16 protein-coding genes are annotated in these 16285 nt (G+C 60.7%); 5 read left to right on the plus strand and 11 right to left on the minus strand.

Annotated features, from left to right (window positions below; all coding sequences use genetic code 11):
• Positions 1–111: 111 nt before the first annotated feature.
• Genes U5G49_RS26910 through U5G49_RS26920 form a run of 3 tightly spaced genes read left to right on the plus strand, consistent with a single transcriptional unit; the run spans position 112 to position 3724 of the window.
• The gene (locus tag U5G49_RS26910) at positions 112–1323 is read left to right on the plus strand and encodes a diaminopropionate ammonia-lyase (RefSeq protein WP_131606251.1); all 1212 of its coding nucleotides are present in this window, start codon (positions 112–114) and stop codon (positions 1321–1323) included.
• Entirely contained in the window at positions 1320–2567 is a 1248-nt protein-coding gene (locus tag U5G49_RS26915) for a Zn-dependent hydrolase (protein ID WP_193445252.1), read from the plus strand. The genes U5G49_RS26910 and U5G49_RS26915 overlap by 4 nt, the downstream gene beginning before the upstream one ends.
• Entirely contained in the window at positions 2564–3724 is a 1161-nt protein-coding gene (locus U5G49_RS26920; protein ID WP_131606247.1) for a M20 aminoacylase family protein, read from the plus strand. The genes U5G49_RS26915 and U5G49_RS26920 overlap by 4 nt, the downstream gene beginning before the upstream one ends.
• 21 nt (positions 3725–3745) lie before the next feature.
• On the opposite strand, the gene U5G49_RS26925 is transcribed toward U5G49_RS26920, so the two are convergent.
• The 3 genes from U5G49_RS26925 to alr all read right to left on the minus strand — a co-directional run bounded on the left by U5G49_RS26925 (position 3746) and on the right by alr (position 7260).
• Positions 3746–4768: a helix-turn-helix transcriptional regulator gene (locus tag U5G49_RS26925; protein ID WP_131606245.1), complete on the minus strand. Its 1023-nt coding sequence runs from the start codon at positions 4766–4768 to the stop codon at positions 3746–3748.
• A gap of 78 nt (positions 4769–4846) precedes the next feature.
• The gene (locus U5G49_RS26930; protein ID WP_193445253.1) at positions 4847–6097 is read right to left on the minus strand and encodes a D-amino acid dehydrogenase; all 1251 of its coding nucleotides are present in this window, start codon (positions 6095–6097) and stop codon (positions 4847–4849) included.
• 29 nt (positions 6098–6126) lie between these two features.
• Complete coding sequence (gene alr, locus U5G49_RS26935) at positions 6127–7260, minus strand: alanine racemase (RefSeq protein WP_193445254.1); 1134 nt, start codon at positions 7258–7260, stop codon at positions 6127–6129.
• 126 nt (positions 7261–7386) lie between these two features.
• Here alr and U5G49_RS26940 point away from each other — a divergent pair, with 126 nt between their 5' ends.
• Positions 7387–7851 (plus strand): Lrp/AsnC family transcriptional regulator, encoded by a 465-nt coding sequence (locus U5G49_RS26940; protein WP_003550368.1) that lies wholly within the window; start codon positions 7387–7389, stop codon positions 7849–7851.
• A gap of 88 nt (positions 7852–7939) precedes the next feature.
• Here the strand turns inward: U5G49_RS26940 and U5G49_RS26945 are convergent, their stop codons facing one another.
• The 5 genes from U5G49_RS26945 to U5G49_RS26965 form a co-directional block, all read right to left on the minus strand.
• Complete coding sequence (locus tag U5G49_RS26945) at positions 7940–8974, minus strand: L-idonate 5-dehydrogenase (RefSeq protein ID WP_131606239.1); 1035 nt, start codon at positions 8972–8974, stop codon at positions 7940–7942.
• An 11-nt stretch (positions 8975–8985) separates the two neighbouring features.
• Positions 8986–10392 (minus strand): TRAP transporter large permease, encoded by a 1407-nt coding sequence (locus U5G49_RS26950; protein ID WP_193445255.1) that lies wholly within the window; start codon positions 10390–10392, stop codon positions 8986–8988.
• Positions 10393–10396: 4 nt separating this feature from the next.
• Positions 10397–10969, minus strand: coding sequence for a TRAP transporter small permease (locus U5G49_RS26955; RefSeq protein ID WP_018516945.1), 573 nt, complete (start codon positions 10967–10969; stop codon positions 10397–10399).
• Positions 10970–11086: 117 nt separating this feature from the next.
• Positions 11087–12061, minus strand: a complete 975-nt coding sequence (locus tag U5G49_RS26960; RefSeq protein WP_018516944.1) for a sialic acid TRAP transporter substrate-binding protein SiaP — start codon at positions 12059–12061, stop codon at positions 11087–11089.
• Between the two features lie 22 nt (positions 12062–12083).
• Positions 12084–12842: a FadR/GntR family transcriptional regulator gene (locus tag U5G49_RS26965; protein WP_193445256.1), complete on the minus strand. Its 759-nt coding sequence runs from the start codon at positions 12840–12842 to the stop codon at positions 12084–12086.
• A 557-nt stretch (positions 12843–13399) separates the two neighbouring features.
• Between U5G49_RS26965 and U5G49_RS26970 the strand changes: the two genes are divergently transcribed.
• Positions 13400–13651 (plus strand): hypothetical protein, encoded by a 252-nt coding sequence (locus U5G49_RS26970; RefSeq protein ID WP_245510144.1) that lies wholly within the window; start codon positions 13400–13402, stop codon positions 13649–13651.
• A gap of 224 nt (positions 13652–13875) precedes the next feature.
• Here the strand turns inward: U5G49_RS26970 and U5G49_RS26975 are convergent, their stop codons facing one another.
• The 3 genes from U5G49_RS26975 to U5G49_RS26985 all read right to left on the minus strand — a co-directional run bounded on the left by U5G49_RS26975 (position 13876) and on the right by U5G49_RS26985 (position 16159).
• Entirely contained in the window at positions 13876–14403 is a 528-nt protein-coding gene (locus U5G49_RS26975) for a sigma-70 family RNA polymerase sigma factor (protein ID WP_131606233.1), read from the minus strand.
• Between the two features lie 565 nt (positions 14404–14968).
• Positions 14969–15289: a hypothetical protein gene (locus tag U5G49_RS26980; RefSeq protein ID WP_131606347.1), complete on the minus strand. Its 321-nt coding sequence runs from the start codon at positions 15287–15289 to the stop codon at positions 14969–14971.
• 165 nt (positions 15290–15454) lie between these two features.
• A complete protein-coding gene (locus tag U5G49_RS26985) occupies positions 15455–16159 on the minus strand; it encodes a transcriptional regulator NanR (RefSeq protein WP_027686165.1) in 705 nt (234 codons plus the stop codon).
• Positions 16160–16285 lie beyond the last annotated feature (126 nt).

Consider the following 16285-nt stretch of genomic DNA (forward strand, 5'->3'; position numbering starts at 1 on the left):
GCGCAAATCGATGCTCCAATGAAACAAAATTGCAAATGAACGGTCAAATATCAGCGCCTTTTTCGTAAGTGCTGCAATAGAGTTCAGCGAAACCACACATAAAGGTGCGCGATGTTTCTTTTGAACACCACAGCGGACTATCGTCTGGCACTCGACCCGAGAGATGAGAAAACGCTCGACGCCTCCGCCGCCGTGGAGGTGGAACGCCACCTCGCTTCCCGGAGGGACCATGGGGTAACGCCGCTCGTGGCTTTGTCCGGATTGGCGAGCGAAATCGGCGTCGCCGCGATCCACGTCAAGGACGAAGGCCATCGCCTCGGGCTTGGAAGTTTCAAGGCGCTCGGGGGAGCCTATGCGGTGATCCGCCTTGTCCTCGAACAGGCCGAGCAGCGGCTCGGCCGCGTCGTCGACATGGCGGAGCTGCATTCGCCTGATATCCGCGCCGTTGCGCAGGCGATGACGGTCGCCTGCGCAACCGACGGCAACCATGGCCGTTCGGTCGCCCAAGGAGCGCAGCTGGTCGGTGCGCGCGCCGCAATCTTCGTACACTCAGGCGTCAGCGACGAACGCGTCGCCGCCATCGCCCGCCTCGGCGCCGAGATGATCCGTGTCCAGGGAACCTATGACGACTCCGTCCGGGAGGCGGCCCGCGTGGCCGAGGCGAACGGCTGGATCATCGTTTCGGATACGTCCTGGCCGGGCTATGAGCGGATCCCCGGTTTGGTTATGCAAGGTTATACCGCCCTCGTCAGGGAAGCTCTCAGGCAGATGCCGGAGCCGCCGACCCATGTGTTCATCCAGTCCGGCGTCGGGGGAATTGCCGCAGCGTTGGCCGGCCACCTAGCAATTGCACTCGGCGAAAGTCGTCCCCTCTTCACGGTCGTCGATCCCGCCCGCGCTGCATGCCTGTTCGAGACGGCGCGCGCCGGACGTCCGGTCACAATCGCCCATGGCGAACCGACCGTCATGGCCATGCTCGAATGTTACGAACCCTCTCTCGTCGCTTGGCGGGTTCTCTCCCGCGCCGCCGACGCCTTCATGACGGTGGACGAGGCAGATGCGACCGACGTCATGAAGCGCCTTGCCCACCCGGTCTCCGGTGATCCCGCGGTCGTCGCCGGCGAAAGCGGCGGTGTCGGCCTCGCAGGGGCCATGAAGGCCGTCGCCGACCCGGCGGTCAGGGCCGCCCTGTCGATCGACGGCCGCTCCCGCATCTTCGTCGTGAATACAGAAGGCGCGACCGATCCCGGCAAATATCAAGAGATCGTCGGACTGTCGCCCGCAGCAGTCGTTGCCAAGAACCGTGAAGGAGCGCTGACATGACCGGACAATCGATCGATGCGGCGCGTCTGCTCGGACGGATCCGGACGCTCGGCGAGATTGGCCGGGATGCCGACGGCCGGCTGATCCGGCTGGCGGCTTCCGATACGGAGAAGCTCGGCCGCGACCGGTTCGCCGGCTGGATCGAGGGCGCAGGACTTGAGGTCGCCGTCGATCGCATCGGCAATATCTTCGGCATCTGGAAGCCTGAAGGTACCGTTGACGCCGCGCCCCTCATGCTTGGCTCGCACATCGACACAGTCATCGGCGCCGGCATTTACGACGGCTGCTACGGCACGCTTTCCGGGCTTGAAGTGATCGAAACGCTGAAGGCGGAAGGCTTGACGCCATCCCGGCCGATCGTCGTTGCGGCCTTCACTAACGAGGAAGGCGTGCGCTACGCACCCGATATGATGGGATCCCTGGTCTGTGCGGGCGGCCTGGATGTCGATACGGCGCTTGCCACCATCGGCACCGATGGAACGATGCTCGGCGATGAACTCGAGCGGATAGGCTATGCCGGCGAGCATCAACCGGGGTTCCTCAGACCACATGCCTATATCGAGCTGCATATCGAGCAAGGGCCGATCCTCGAACGCGAGGGCATTCTCGTCGGCGCCGTGGAACATCTGCAAAGCATTTCCTGGCAGAGGGTTGTTATCACGGGGGACGCCAATCATGCGGGAACCACGCCGATCCCGATGCGCCGAGACGCGGGCCATGCCGCCGCACGGGTCGTCACCTTCCTGCGCGACCGGGCGCAGGCATCGAACACGCCGATGGTCGCGACGGTCGGCTGCATGCGGTTCGAACCCGATGTCATCAATGTGATCCCGTCGAGGGCGCCGTTCACGGTCGATCTCCGCGACCCGGACGAGGATCGGCTGAAGGAAGAGGAAGCCGCGCTCGCAACATTCCTGGACGGGGTATCGGCCGAAGAGCAGGTCGGCGTATCGATGGAAAGGCTTGCCAGGTTCGAGCCTGTGAAGTTCGATCAGAGGATCGTGAGGCTGGTCGAAAAGGCGGCGCGGGACCGCGGTATCGCCTGCCGGCGGATGACCTCCGGGGCCGGCCACGATGCGCAGATGATCGCCAGGATCGCCCCGTCGGCGATGATCTTCGTGCCGAGCATCGGCGGCATCAGCCATAATCCGAAGGAATATACCGCCGACGAAGATCTCGTCGCAGGCACGAATATCCTGCTTGACGTCGTTCGCCGGCTTGCCACGGAAGGATTGCCGGCATGACCATCGACAGGCACGCGCTTCATGCGGAAATGACGGCGTGGAGACACGATCTTCACGCTCACCCCGAGTTCGGCTTCGAGGAGCAGCGGACGTCGGCCTTCGTCGCCGCCAAACTGCGGGAATTCGGGCTCGACGAGGTCATCGAGGGCGTCGGTGGCACAGGAGTCGTCGGAACGTTGAAACGTGGCAGCGGCAATCGCGCCGTTGCCCTGCGCGCCGATATGGATGCCCTGCGGATCAACGAACAGACGAACATCCCGCACCGGTCTCAAAATCCGGGCATCATGCATGCCTGCGGTCACGACGGCCACACCACGATGCTGCTCGGCGCAGCAAAGATCCTGGCCGGTGAAGGCGGTTTCGACGGCACCGTGCACTTCATCTTCCAACCGGCCGAAGAATGGGGTAAAGGCGCGCTGGCGATGATTGCCGACGGGCTCTTCGAAAGATTCCCGTTCGACGAAATCTACGGCATCCACAACATGCCGGGGATCGGCGTCGGCAGCTTCCAAGCGCGTCCTGACGAGATCATGTCGGCCGAGGACAATTTCGAGATTACGCTAACGGGCGTCGGCGGCCATGCCGCACGACCGCACTGGGGCAACGAGGTTCTCGTCGCGGCCTGCGCGCTCGTGACCAACCTGCAGACCATCGTCTCCAGGCGGCTGGATCCGGCCGATATCGGCGTCGTGTCCGTCACGGAACTGATCACCGACGGCACGAGGAATGCGCTCCCTGGCCTCGCCCGCATTCTGGGCGATGCCCGCAGCTTCCGTTCGGAGATCAGCGAGACGATCGAGAAGCAGATGCGTCTGATCGCTGAGGGCACGGCCATGACCTACAACGTCAAGGCCGATGTCGTCTACACCAGGGAATTCGTGCCTCTCATGAACGACCCTGTCTTGACGGAGGAGGCCCTGACTGTGGCACGCGATCTCTACGGTGCTTCGAATGTCGTCATTGCACGCAAGCCGATGACCGGATCCGAAGACTTCGCGCAGTTCCTCTCGCGGGTGCCGGGCTGTTTCGTATTCCTGGGCAATGGCGAGCACTCGCCGCCGCTCCATAACCCGACCTATGACTTCAACGACGCCGGCCTCTCGCATGGAGCAAACTTCCACGCAGGGATTGTTCGTCGACGGCTCCAGGCAGGCTGATCTGTGAGACCAGGTGAGCGCTCAGCGCTTCAAGGTCTGTGACGGCAACTGGCCGAAACGTTTCCTGTATTCGGCAGCAAACCGCCCCAGATGCGTAAATCCCCATCTGAGCGCGACGTCGGCGATGCCCTGCTTCGCGTCAGACGCGAGCAAATCGCGATGGGCGGCGGCCATGCGAAGTTCCTGCAGATAGGCCATCGGGGTCGTATCCCTGAACTGCCGGAAACCCTGTTGCAAAGTCCGAACGCTGACCTTGGCGGCCATCGCGATATCGTTGAGCGAAATCGGCTCGGCGATGTGTTCCTGCATGAAGTCGATCGCCCATTTCACGTGGCGTGGGGCCGGTGTCGGAGCAGGGAGCGCAAGCTCATTCGAATAGCGATTGGGGCAGGACTCCAGAAGCAGATAGATCGCCGCGTCGCAGAGCGAGCCGGCGGCCAGCGGCGACCGTTGCAGCGGTCCGCTGCCGCTGAGGCCGCGATGGAGGCTCGAGACAAGTTGCTGCAATACAAGCCCCGGACCGGTCGTCAGATCGATGTGAGGATGAAAATCGATGTCGCCGCTGATCGTTCGTTCGAACATGTGCGTGAGGTGGCTGACGATCTTCGCCTGATCGACGAACAGGCCGAAATGACGGCGAGGCCCAAACAGGCGGGCACCTGCGGCACGACCTGCCTCAAGGATCGTACCACGAGCGGGAACCGAATATATTTGCTCCCGCATGCCTTCGAAAGACGCGTTCCCTTCCATCGGTAGGAAAACGATCATCCTGTCGCTGGGCGCCTCGCGCCTGATCAGGATTGTGCCTTCGTAGGTGCAGTCGGCTACGGTTACCTCTTCTCCCACGGAGACGAAATTGCAGCGGTATGCAATCGGCATATTGCCTTCCGCCGCAACCTTGATCCGGGAGTTTGGCGTCGACAATATTTCCGAGAGTTCGTCCGGGTCTGTTCCGCTGTGCGCCGTTTCCCGAAATAGCATGCTCTGCGCCGCCAGATTTCCGGGGAAGCCGCCATTGTTATGTATATGAGAATTAACGGACATCCGTGACCTCGATAGACGATGTACACAAGTGATAATGGATTTGTGCAATCATGTTCATCCCTTTATTGCCCGGGCGTTTCAGCCGTAGCGGCTGATTGCGAGATCCCTCGCGTCGATTTCCGGCTGGCGGCCGCCGACGAGATCGCCGATGAGCCGCGCCGAACCGGTGCTCATGGTCCAGCCGAGCGTGCCGTGACCGGTATTGAGGAAGAGGCCGGCGATCTTTGTCGGGCCGATGACCGGCGTGCCATCCGGCGTCATCGGCCGCAGGCCGGACCAGAAGGAGGCCTTGGAAATATCGCCGCCGGGGAAAAGATCGGTGACCGAGTGTTCCAACGTGCTGCGGCGGGCCAGGCCGAGGTCGTTAGTATAGCCTGATATTTCAGCCATGCCGCCGACGCGAATGCGGTCGCCGAGCCGGGTAATCGCAATCTTGTAGGTCTCGTCCATCACGGTCGATTCCGGCGCGCGTGACGCATCGGTGATCGGGATGGTGAGCGAATAGCCCTTGACCGGATAGACCGGCAGCCGGATGCCGAGCGGCTTGAGCAACAGTGGCGAATAGCTGCCGAGCGCGACCACCACGGCCTCCGCGCTCATCCGCTCACGACCGGTGATGACCCCGCGCACCCGGCCGGCCTCGACATCCAGCGCCTTGATCGTTGTCCCGTAAGCAAAACGGACACCGAGCGCCGCGGCTTTGGCCGCCAGCGCATTGGTGAACTTGAAGCAGTCGCCGGTTTCGTCCTTCGGCGTCAGCAGACCGCCGACAATCTTGTCGCGCACGTGCCTCAATGCTGGTTCGAAGCGGACACAGCCGTCCCGGTCGAGCACCTCGTAGGGAATGCCGTCGGCAGCCAGCGCCTTGACATCCTTTGCCGAGGCATCGAGCTGCTGCTGCGTGCGGAACAGCTGCAGGGTTCCCTGCATGCGTTCGTCATAGGCGATGCCGGTCTCGGCGCGAAGATCGGCCAGCGCGATGCGGCTATAATCGGCAAGGCGTAGCATGCGGCTTTTGTTGATCGCATAGCGCTCGGACGTGCAGTTCGACAGCATCCTTGCCATCCAGGAGAGCATGGCCATGTCGAGTTTCGGGCGCAGGATGAGCGGCGCGTGCTTCATGAACAGCCACTTCATGGCCTTCGTGGGAATGCCGGGCGCTGCCCATGGCGAGCAATAGCCGAAGGAGACTTCTCCAGCATTGGCAAAGCTCGTCTCCAGCGCCGGACCCGACTGCCGGTCGACGACCGTGACGTCATGGCCGGCCTTGGCCAGCTGATAAGCGGATGTGACGCCGACAATGCCGGCTCCTAGAACGATGACCTTCATGATGTTCCCAATGATGGAGCCGCCGGCTCTTAGCGATATTGCCTGTCGTAACGATCGCCCAGGCCGGTTAGGATTTCGTAAGAAATGGTGCCGGCGTCGCGGGCAATGTCCTCGAGCGTCTGATGGCGGCCGAGCACTTCGACAAGGCTGCCGAAGGTCAGCGCCCCTTCGGGCAGTGCTGTGATGTCGACGGTCGCACTGTCCATCGACACGCGACCGACGATCGGCAGGCGGATGCCCTTGAAATAGACGGCGCCGCGATCGCTCAGGCATCGCGGCAGGCCATCGGCATAGCCGGCGGCAATGGTGGCGAGACGTGTTTCCCGCTGCGTGACATGCGCGCCGCCATAACCGACTTTCGCCCCCGCCGGCACGGTGCGCGTCTGCACGACGGCGACATTGAGGCTGACCACCGGCTCCATCGGGTTCTTCCCGCCGGCGTTCGGAGCGCCGCCATAGAGCGCGATGCCCGGGCGGGCGAGCACGCCGAGATAGGCCTCGCCCAGGAAAACGCCGCCGGAATTGGCGAAGGAAATATCGAAGCCCGGAAATTCGTCGGCAATGCGGGACATCTCGGCAAACTGCTCGCCGTTCTGTTCGCTGTCGATGTCATCGGCCGAAGCCAGATGGCTCATGATGAACAGGATTTCGACATTGGTGCCATCGCGAAGAGCCGCCGCCAGCTCTGCTCGCTCTTCCCTGGGAAAACCGAGCCGCGACATGCCTGTGTCGAACTGCAGGACAGCAGGCAGGCAGCGCTTCAGAATGCGCGCGGCCGCTGACCATTGCTGCCACTGCGCCAGCGAATTGAGGACCGGGACAATGCCCATCTCAGCACAGGCGATTTCGTTGCCCGGCTGCAAACCGTTCAGCACGAAAATCTGAGCGTCCTGCGCAAGGGCCGGCCGGAGCCTCACGGCCTCGACAAATTGGGCGACGAAGAAATGCCTGCAATCTTCCCTGTAAAGCCTTCTCGCAACCCGCTCGGCGCCAAGGCCATAGGCGTCGGCCTTGACGACGGCGCCCGCGCGGACCGGCGCAAGCATCGATACGAGCTTGCGATAGTTACGGCCGATGGCGGCAAGATCGATCGTCAGATAGCCCGTGGCTCCCTGCGCGGTCGTGGCAGTTGGTGTGCGGGAAACCAAAATATCGCTATCCATGTCCACCCCTTCTCGATTTCAAGGATTTTATGAAATAATGAGCGAAATTGCCTATCATTTAATAGTCGATTATTGTGTGATTTGCTTATTAACCGCATAATCAACGAAAATTTGGAACGATCTCTCATGCCCGCTCTCGACGCGATCGATCGCAATATCCTGAGACTGCTGCGCCTCGATGCCCGCATGAGCAATGCCAAGCTCGCCGCCGAGATTGGTCTTTCTCCATCGGCCTGTCTCAGGCGCATCAAGATCATGGAAAAATCAGGCGTGATCCGTGGCTATACGGTGCTGGTAGACACCGGCAATGCGGATGAGATGATCGCCGTGATCATCAACATCACCCTAGAGCGGCAGACGGAGGACTATCTCGATCGCCTCGAGGCGGCGGTCCGCCGGCATCCAGAGATCCGGGAATGTTTTCTGATGACGGGCGGTTCGGACTACCTGCTACGCGTGGAGGTCGCCAATGCGGGCGAGTTCGAGCGGATCCACAAAGAGATCCTTTCGACCTTGCCCGGCGTCCTCAGGATCCATTCCAGCTTCTCGATCCGCAATGTTCTGGCGACGCGCACGAGAGGCAGGCGCTGAATCACGATCATCAAGCGGCGCCTAATTGCCTATCAACAGGAGCCAATCTCTTACTCCGCTCCGTCGACGGAGCGGCAACCGCCCTGGACTAAAAAGTCAGTTGCACCTTGCAGGCGGCCGCGCGGTCGCCGGCGAGGATGAAGGCTGCGTCGGCTTGTTCGAGCGGCAGGCTATGGCTGATGATCGGTCGCACATCGATCTTGCGGCTGGAGATCAGCTCGACGGCGGTCGCGAATTCCTCGTGGAAGCGCTGCGTTCCGTGGAGTTGAAGCTCCTTGCCGACGATGGCGTTAAGAGGGATCGGGACGTCTCCTGTGACGCCGACCTGCACGATCGTTCCGCGCGGCCTGATGACGGCAATCGCGCCGCGGATGGCCGGAGCTGCGGCCGAGCATTCGAAGACGAGATCGAAATAGCCCTTTCCTGCCTCGTATTCCGCAAGCGCCGGGGCATCCTTGGAAACATTGATCGTGCGGCTGGCGCCCATCGCTTTTGCCCGGTCCAGCGCAGCATCCGCGAGATCGGTCACCACGATCTCGCTAGCCCCATAATAAGCTGCGACGGCAACCGCTAAGGCGCCGATCGGGCCGGCGCCGGTGACCAGCACACGTTTGCCTGTGATATCTCCTGCGCGCGATGCCGCGTGCAGGCACACGGATAGCGGCTCGCTGCAAGCCGCTTCCGCTGCCGTCGTCGCGGCTCCAACCTCAAAGCACTGCCTGGCCGGCACCACCAACCATTCCCGGAACATGCCCTGCTCATGCGGCAGGCGCATCGCACTGCCCATGAAGCGCATTTCCAGGCAATGGATCGGCATGTTTTTCTGGCAATATTCGCAATGCCCGCAGGGTTGGCTGGGATTGACCGCCACCAGCGTACCGGCCTTCAGATCGACGCCCTCGCCTGTTTGGCTTACCATTCCTGATGCTTCATGGCCTGGTATGATCGGCTCGCGAACCCGGACCGGCCCGAAGCCGCCGTCCTGATAATAATGCAGGTCGGAGCCGCAAATCCCTGCGGCCGCCATTTTGAGAAGCACCTCGCCGGGACCAGGGGCCGCAACCGTATCGGTCTCGATCCTAAGATCGCCCTTTTGGTAAAGCCGTGCCAGACGTGTCCGCATCGTGTCCATCCTTATCTCAACAGTCCAAGCTGCTGCGGCAGCCACAGCGATACGGCGGGGACAAAGGTGATCAGGATTAGCGCCAGGAAGAGCGGCACCAGCCAGGGCAGGATCGCCATGGTCGTGCGCTCGACGGAGAGTTTCGCGACCCTCGACAACACGAAAAGCACCATGCCGAGCGGCGGGTGCAGCAGGCCGATCATCAGGTTCAGCGTCATGATGAGACCGAACTGGACGGGATCGATCCCGAATTTCAGGACGATCGGCAGAAGGATCGGCACGAGGATGGTGATGGCCGCGATCGTGTCCAGGAAGCAGCCGACGAAGAGCATCAGCAGGTTCACGAGGATCAGGAAAACCCATTTATTGTCGGTAATCGAGAGGATCGCATCGGAAAGCAGCTGTGCCGCCTGGCTTACCGTCAGCAGCCAGGCGAAGACCGATGCCGCGGTGACGATGAAGAGAACGGATGCCGTCGTCTCGATCGTATCGAAACTTGCCTTGGCAAGCGTCGAGGGTGTCATCGTACGGTAACGCACCAGACCGAGGAACAGAGACCAGAGGACGGCTGCGACGGCGGCTTCCGTCGGCGTGAACCAGCCCATCGTCATGCCGCCGATCAGGATGACGGGCGTCATCAACGCCATGACGGCCGAGAAGCGGAAATACCAGTCGAGAGCAAGAAGCAGGGCAAGGGCAATGCCCGCCGCAGCATTCATCGATACGCCCGCCTGCATCAGCAGATAGATGGCCAGCGGCACCGCGAGGACGACGACGATTTCCATCCCCGCCGACAGCAGCTGTCTAACATCGAACGGCGCGTCGGAGCCCCAGCGCTTCCAGTAGGCGAAGGCGGCGACAGTGATCATCATCAGGAGCGTCATGACGACGCCGGGCAGGATGCCCGCCATGAAAAGAGCGCCGATCGAGACGTTCGCCATCATGCCATAGATCACGAAAGGCAGCGACGGCGGGAAGATCGGACCGAGCGTTGCCGAAGCCGCCGTTACGCCGACCGCTGCCTCGACCGGATAGCCGTGATCCTTCATTGCCTTGATCTCGATCGTGCCGATACCCGCTGCATCGGCCAGCGCCGTGCCGGACATGCCGGAGAAGATGACCGAACCGATGATGTTGACTTGCGCGAGACCGCCCTTCATCCAGCCGACGAGAGCAACGGCAAAGGAATAGATGCGGCCGGTGACGCCGGCCGAGTTCATCAGGTTGCCCGCGAGGATGAAGAAGGGCACGGCGAGCAACGGGAAGCTTTCGACCCCGGCGATCATGCGCTGGGCGACGATGATGTCGGGCGCGACGTCATAGAGGACGATATAAAGCACGGATGCGACGGCCATCGAGATGGCAACGGGCACCCCGACCAGCATCAGCACCAGAAACGAGCCAAGAAGAAGTAGCATCGGATCAACCCTCGACGGTCTGGAATTCTTCGGGGCGCTCCAGAACGGAGTAGCCGCGGCGCATATTGGCGATGAAGACGACGACTGCGCGGATCAGCATCAGCGCGAAGGCGACGAGAACGGCATAGAAGACGATGTTGCGCGGCAGATCGATCGTGACCATCTGCTCGTCCGCCACGATGTCGACGTAGCGCCACATCAGATGGCAACCATAGGCGAAGAAGCCGATGCGGACGATATCGACAAAAGTGGCGAGCACGCGCGCCAGGCTTGCAGGCATATAGTGATAGAACACATCCACCTGGATATGCCGCGACGTGCGCACGCACATGACGGAACCGAGAAAGACGACGCCAATCAGACAATTGATCGCGATTTCCTCGGTCCATGCGTAGCTGTCGTTCAGCACATAACGCGTGAAGAACTGCAGGAAGACGCAACCCGCCATCAGCCAGAAGACGATCAGCGTGATCCAGTCTTCAATGGCGTAATCCGAGACGTTTGCGGTCGGAGCGTGCCCTTCGAACTCGTGACCGATTTCTTCGGCCGTGATTTGCGTATGAATTTCTTGCGACATGATCGGCCCTGTTCCAGTTCGGAATGAAGGAGCGCGGCGCCTGCAGCAACCAAAGTGTTACAGCGTCTTTGCGCGTCTGAAAGACGCGCGGCGCTGTAAGGCGCCGCGCCGCGAGTTTTACTGGATCGCGCGGATTGCTTCCCAATCGGCCTTCTCGTAGCCGAAATCCTCGAACTTGACCTTTTCCATCACGGCCTTTTCGAAATCGGCCTTGTCGACCTCGGCGACGTTCAGGCCCTTTTCCTTGAAGGTCGCAATAAGACCGTTTTCCTTGCCGGCGATCGTCTTGCTGGTGCGCTCGGCGGCCTCCTGCATGACCTCGCCGAAGATCTTCTTGTCCTCGTCGGAAAGGCTTGCCCACCGCGTCTTCGAGATCACGGTGTTAAGGTGATCGACGATGTGGCCGGTGAGGATGATGTTCTTCTGGACCTCGTAGAATTTCTTCGCCTCGATTGTCGTCAGCGGGTTTTCCTGGGCCTCGACCGTGCCGTTCTGCAAAGCGAGATAGACTTCGGCAAAGGCGATCGGCGTCGTGTTGGCACCGCAGGCGCGCGGCATGGCGAGATAGGCCGGAACGTCAGGCACCCGGATCTTCAAGCCCTGCATATCGGCGCATTTGGTAATCGCCTTGTTTGATGTCGTATGGCGCGTGCCGTAATAGCTGACGGCGGCGATGTGGTTGCCGGTCTTGTCTTCATAGCCTTTGGCAAGACGCTTGAAGACATCGCTCTTGGTGTAGGCGATCAGGTGATCGGGACCGCGGAAGATATAAGGGAAGTAAGTCACGCCGATCGGCTTGTAGTCGCGTGCCGCGAAGCTCGATCCCGAGATGATGATGTCGACGGTCCCGAGCTTGAGGCCTTGGTTGATGTCGGCTTCCTTGCCGAGCTGCGATGCCGGATAGACCTCGATCTTGTAACGCCCGTCGGTGCGCTTGTTGATCTCTTCCGCGGCCCAGACGGAATCCGTGTGAAAGGGCTCAGACGTTTCATAGACATGCGCCCATTTCAGCACCGTCTGGGCCTGCGCGATCGCGCTGCTCGCCATGATCGCGGCTGCGGTGCAAAGTATCGTTGCCAGTCTGCTTTTCATTGCTCTCTCCTCCGAGCTTGGGTTAAGTCTTGGATGTTCCTTTCGACGGCCGCTTCTTGCGTCCGCGCTCCTCTTCCCCCGAAAACTCCTCCCCGAAGCTCTCGGAAAACCTCTTCTGCGACATGGTGAGATGGGCGCGCATGGCCGCCTTGGCGGCGGCGGCATCGCCGGCGGCGATCGCGTCGCGAATGGCGCGATGCTCGTCCAGCGCGCTGCGCCATGTCGTGGGCCCCTCGAAGTGGCTGGCGAGCCTTGCGAAATACGGGGTCATGCGCATGTCGAACATCTCGCCCGTGACGCGGATCAATGTCGCATTCCCAATGATGGTGGCAATGCCGGTGTGGAAGGCGCGATCGGCATCGAGCACTGCGATCGCATCGTTGACCACGCCACCCATGCGCGTCAGCGTTTCATCGAGCAGAGCGATATCGTCCGGCTTTGCGCGACCGGCAGCTTCTTCGGCTATGGCGCATTCGATGAGGGCACGTGCCTGCAGCAGCTCGAAGGGCCCCTCCACCGGCTCGCGCTCGGCGCCAGCGACGGTCGCAGCATGCTGGCGCACCACATAGATGCCGGATCCCATGCGGATTTTGACCAGGCCCTCGACCTCAAGGACGATCAGTGCCTCGCGGACGGTCGGGCGTGAGACCGACAGTTGCTCCGCAAGGTCGCGCTCAGCCGGCAGCCGCTGGCCGACGGCAAGCTCGCCGCTCGCGATCATCAGGCGAATCTGATCGGCAACCTGCCTATAAAGGCGGCGTGATTCAACAGGCGAAAACATCGTGAGCCTCCCCGGCGGCTTCTCCTCAAGCCGCGCAGCTGGTCAACTGGCCTGACCAATTAGCACATGAATATCATCGCGGGAGTTGTGCGTCAATCCGCCGCATAAACGCAAGACACGAATATCTAAGAAGTCGTCCACCCTGAGGGTGGCAGCCGTTTGTGAGATCGCCGGGAACCTTCGTCGTCATTCAGGGTTGGGTGGCCGAACATCTGGAGTGGAGCCGATGAATTACCTCTGGCTTTTTGTAGTAGCGGGCGGAGCAGCTCTCCTGGGAATTGCTATTGGCTTGGGGATGATCAAGCAGGATGGACAGCGGTCGGCCGCTGCCATCGCAGGTACTTTCGTCGTTGCACTCGGTGCTGTCGGACTCGGCCTCGATGTCGCCAGTGCGCCCACGGCCCCTCTGCGAGCGTCCGATAAAGAAGGGTCGGGAACAGGCTTCCGGCGGCTGCGACGACCGAAAAGGATTTTCCTGGAAAGTAACCGAGAAGCAAACCGCCGTGAGCGTGCTGTGCATTGAGGGCACAGACGCCGTGCTCGGCAGGAGGTGCACTGTGATATATTTTGTGGCTGTCGCGGAGCGAGCGTTTGCCTCCGCTCTCGAGGCGATGACGGATGAAGAGCTCTTCACAATGATGGCTGATCTGGAAATCCGCAGTGAAACCTGGGTTAAGCCTTCGCCTCATGACGAAGACTTCGCAAAAATCGTTCTGACCGAAAGCGCCATAGAAAGACGTTTCCCTGGACAAATGTTAAAGCCGTACAAGGAGTGGCAAATCCGCCGAACGCGTCGGAATTGCGCTTGAAACACGCATTGGGACAGGCCATTTTGTTTGGCTGGCCGGCCCCCGGGCGACTGAGCCCAGCCAGCCCTCGCATACAACGGAGCCGATAGCATCACGTGAGGGCTCTGGGAGACGCGTGGTGCGGAACCATCAAACCTCGGGTGGAATAAGGAGGTGCCCCACCTGGAAGTGCAAAACCTCGGTGACGCTAGCTCGCCGATCGAATCTCCTGGCTGCAAGCGTGGTTAGTCAAGGAGTTGGTTTCCCAGCATCAACAGCAAGGACTCGCGGGCGCGGCTCACGCGGCTTTTCAATGTGCCGATTCGGCACCCACACATCCTGGCGGCGTCCACGTAACTCGTTCCGGCAGCCACTAGCGTTAGGGCGCGGCGCCTGTCGTCGGGAAGAAGAGTTAGTGCTTGTTGCAACTCCCGCTCCCGTAGCGCCCACTCCTGGGCTGGCGCGATTGACACCTGTTCCATCGCCACCTCCATTCCAGCCGGCTCCCGTCTTTGCTTGCGATAATTGGTGCAGAACGTGTTTCGAAGAATCGTGAAAAGCCAGGACTTGAGCGAGGTGCCTGGGTGGTAGAGATGGAGCGAGTTTAAGGCCTTCATCAGTGTTTCTTGCACGAGATCATCGATATCGTCCTCGTTGCGCAGGAACCTTCTGGCGAAGGCGCGTAATGCCGGCGTCAGCTCAACGATCTTTAGTTCGATTGCGGAAGCTGCTTTGCTGTGAGAAGCAGAGTGTACTGCAGATAAAGACGTCATTTTTCTCTCCTCTTGGATGAAAAGGAAAGTTCTGGACGTCCTAATCGTTGCCGTACGATACCGGACCGTAGCCGCCGTCCCTTGCAGGGCCTGCCCGCGATTGCCACCGTTTGCGTGGAACGCAGCCGATCTCGGGAAATAGGGGCTCGTTCGGATCATCACTAAGCACGCTCGGTGGGCCGAGGCCGACCAAATCATGGAGGAGTTCGATGGTCGGTCGCCTTTCAGGTCGACCTGATTTCTTCCGCGCGGGCGAGCGCGATGAGATCGCCCCCTACGGCAGTTGATCGCGTGAGCAAAGCAGCACGATCCTTCCCCTAGCCGCAGGCAACACTCGCCGAAGAAGAGGCAACCGACAGGAAACCCACGGAGCGCCGCGCTGTCGTCCGCAAACGCTAGGAAGGGAGCGCTTAAAACCATCACGCCGGTGACGGTCAGCGCCTCGGCGGCCGTGCTTCCTAGAGTTCCTCACGAACAAATCCGCCCCGTGAACTGACCCCAGAAAATTGGACATCCAACCTCAGGGATCAGTTTACGGAGCGAGGTTTTTTCGTGAAGTGGCCGATCAATTATTATGCGCGGCGCAGGCCTCATCCATCGGTGTTGCGTTGCTCGTGCCGCCTTGTGTCTGGAGTTTGGCGGAGTTGTTGACCGGATTGGGGCACTTGGTCTTGTCCATCTTCATCGTGCCGCTGGTCGTGGAATTGGTCGTGGTGGAGTCCGTTGCCATCGGCTTCTTGGCCTTCGTGTCGCTGGTGGCGCCGCCGCCTTGATCCGCCTGATTTTTGTCGATCGTGGCGCCAGCCGGCGCTGGATTCGATTGGGCAAAAGCGGTTGTGGCCATGCCGATAGCGAAAAGCGAAGCTGCTACAAGTTTCATACGCATCCTGATGTCCTCCTTGGGATCTTGCATGATTGCCTATCCACAACCTCGCCGGCACATCATTGTTCCTCAGCTATTGCTAATATGCCTTACGCCCCGTAGCCGCAGACGGAGCCGAGTTCAACGCTTGAAAAGGAGCGGGGAAACGAGGTGATCGTCACACGCGAGCTATTTCGCGTAAAGCGCTCGCGACCGCTCGAGATGCTTGAGGAGTGCCGTTTCCGAGCCATCCACGTCATTTGCGGCCAGGCGATCGACGATCTCGTCGTGTTCGGCGAGCGTGAATTTTTCCTTGCCGGTCCAGATCAGCATCTCGGTATGATATTCCTTCAGCCAGGCAAGCATCGCTTCGCTGACGGCGACGTAGATCGGATTGCCTGATATCTGCGCGATGCGGGTGTGGAATTCCATGTCCGCGTCGATGAACTCTTCGGCCCGTCCAAGCGACATTCGCTGGCGTTCGATGATGTTCCTGAGGTCGGCGATATCATTTGCAGAGGCCCGCTGGGCGGCCTCCCGCGCCATGCCCCGCTCGAAGAAGATGCGCGCGCTCTTGAGATATTCCAACGAGTCCGAGGATTGCGACAGCATGATCTTGGCAGTGAGATCGACCTGGCGGAATATCGATTTTGCCGTCAGCCTGAGGACCTTCGCCCGCTCGCCGTGCGAAATGCTGACAAGACCTTTGTTGGCAAGGGACTGCATGGCCTCCCTGATCGCCGGCCGGCCGACGCCGAAGCGTTCCATCAGGACGCGCTCAGACGGCATTTCGTCGCCTGGCTGAAGCTCGCCCGAGGTAATCATTCGTTCAAGTCGATCAAACACTTCGTCAGAGAGTTTCCGGCGGACGATTTGTTCGAGGGGCTGGGTCATCACATCTCGCTGGCTCAAAATGTTTCCTCCTAACAGTTTTCCGGGTCGAGAACAAAGCTGTCGGCGAAAATTTGCGAATCCGAAGATTCTACTTTTCACGAGTTGGAATACTCATTATACCAGATC

Source organism: Rhizobium indigoferae, assembly GCF_034554815.1.
Lineage (GTDB): Bacteria > Pseudomonadota > Alphaproteobacteria > Rhizobiales > Rhizobiaceae > Rhizobium > Rhizobium leguminosarum.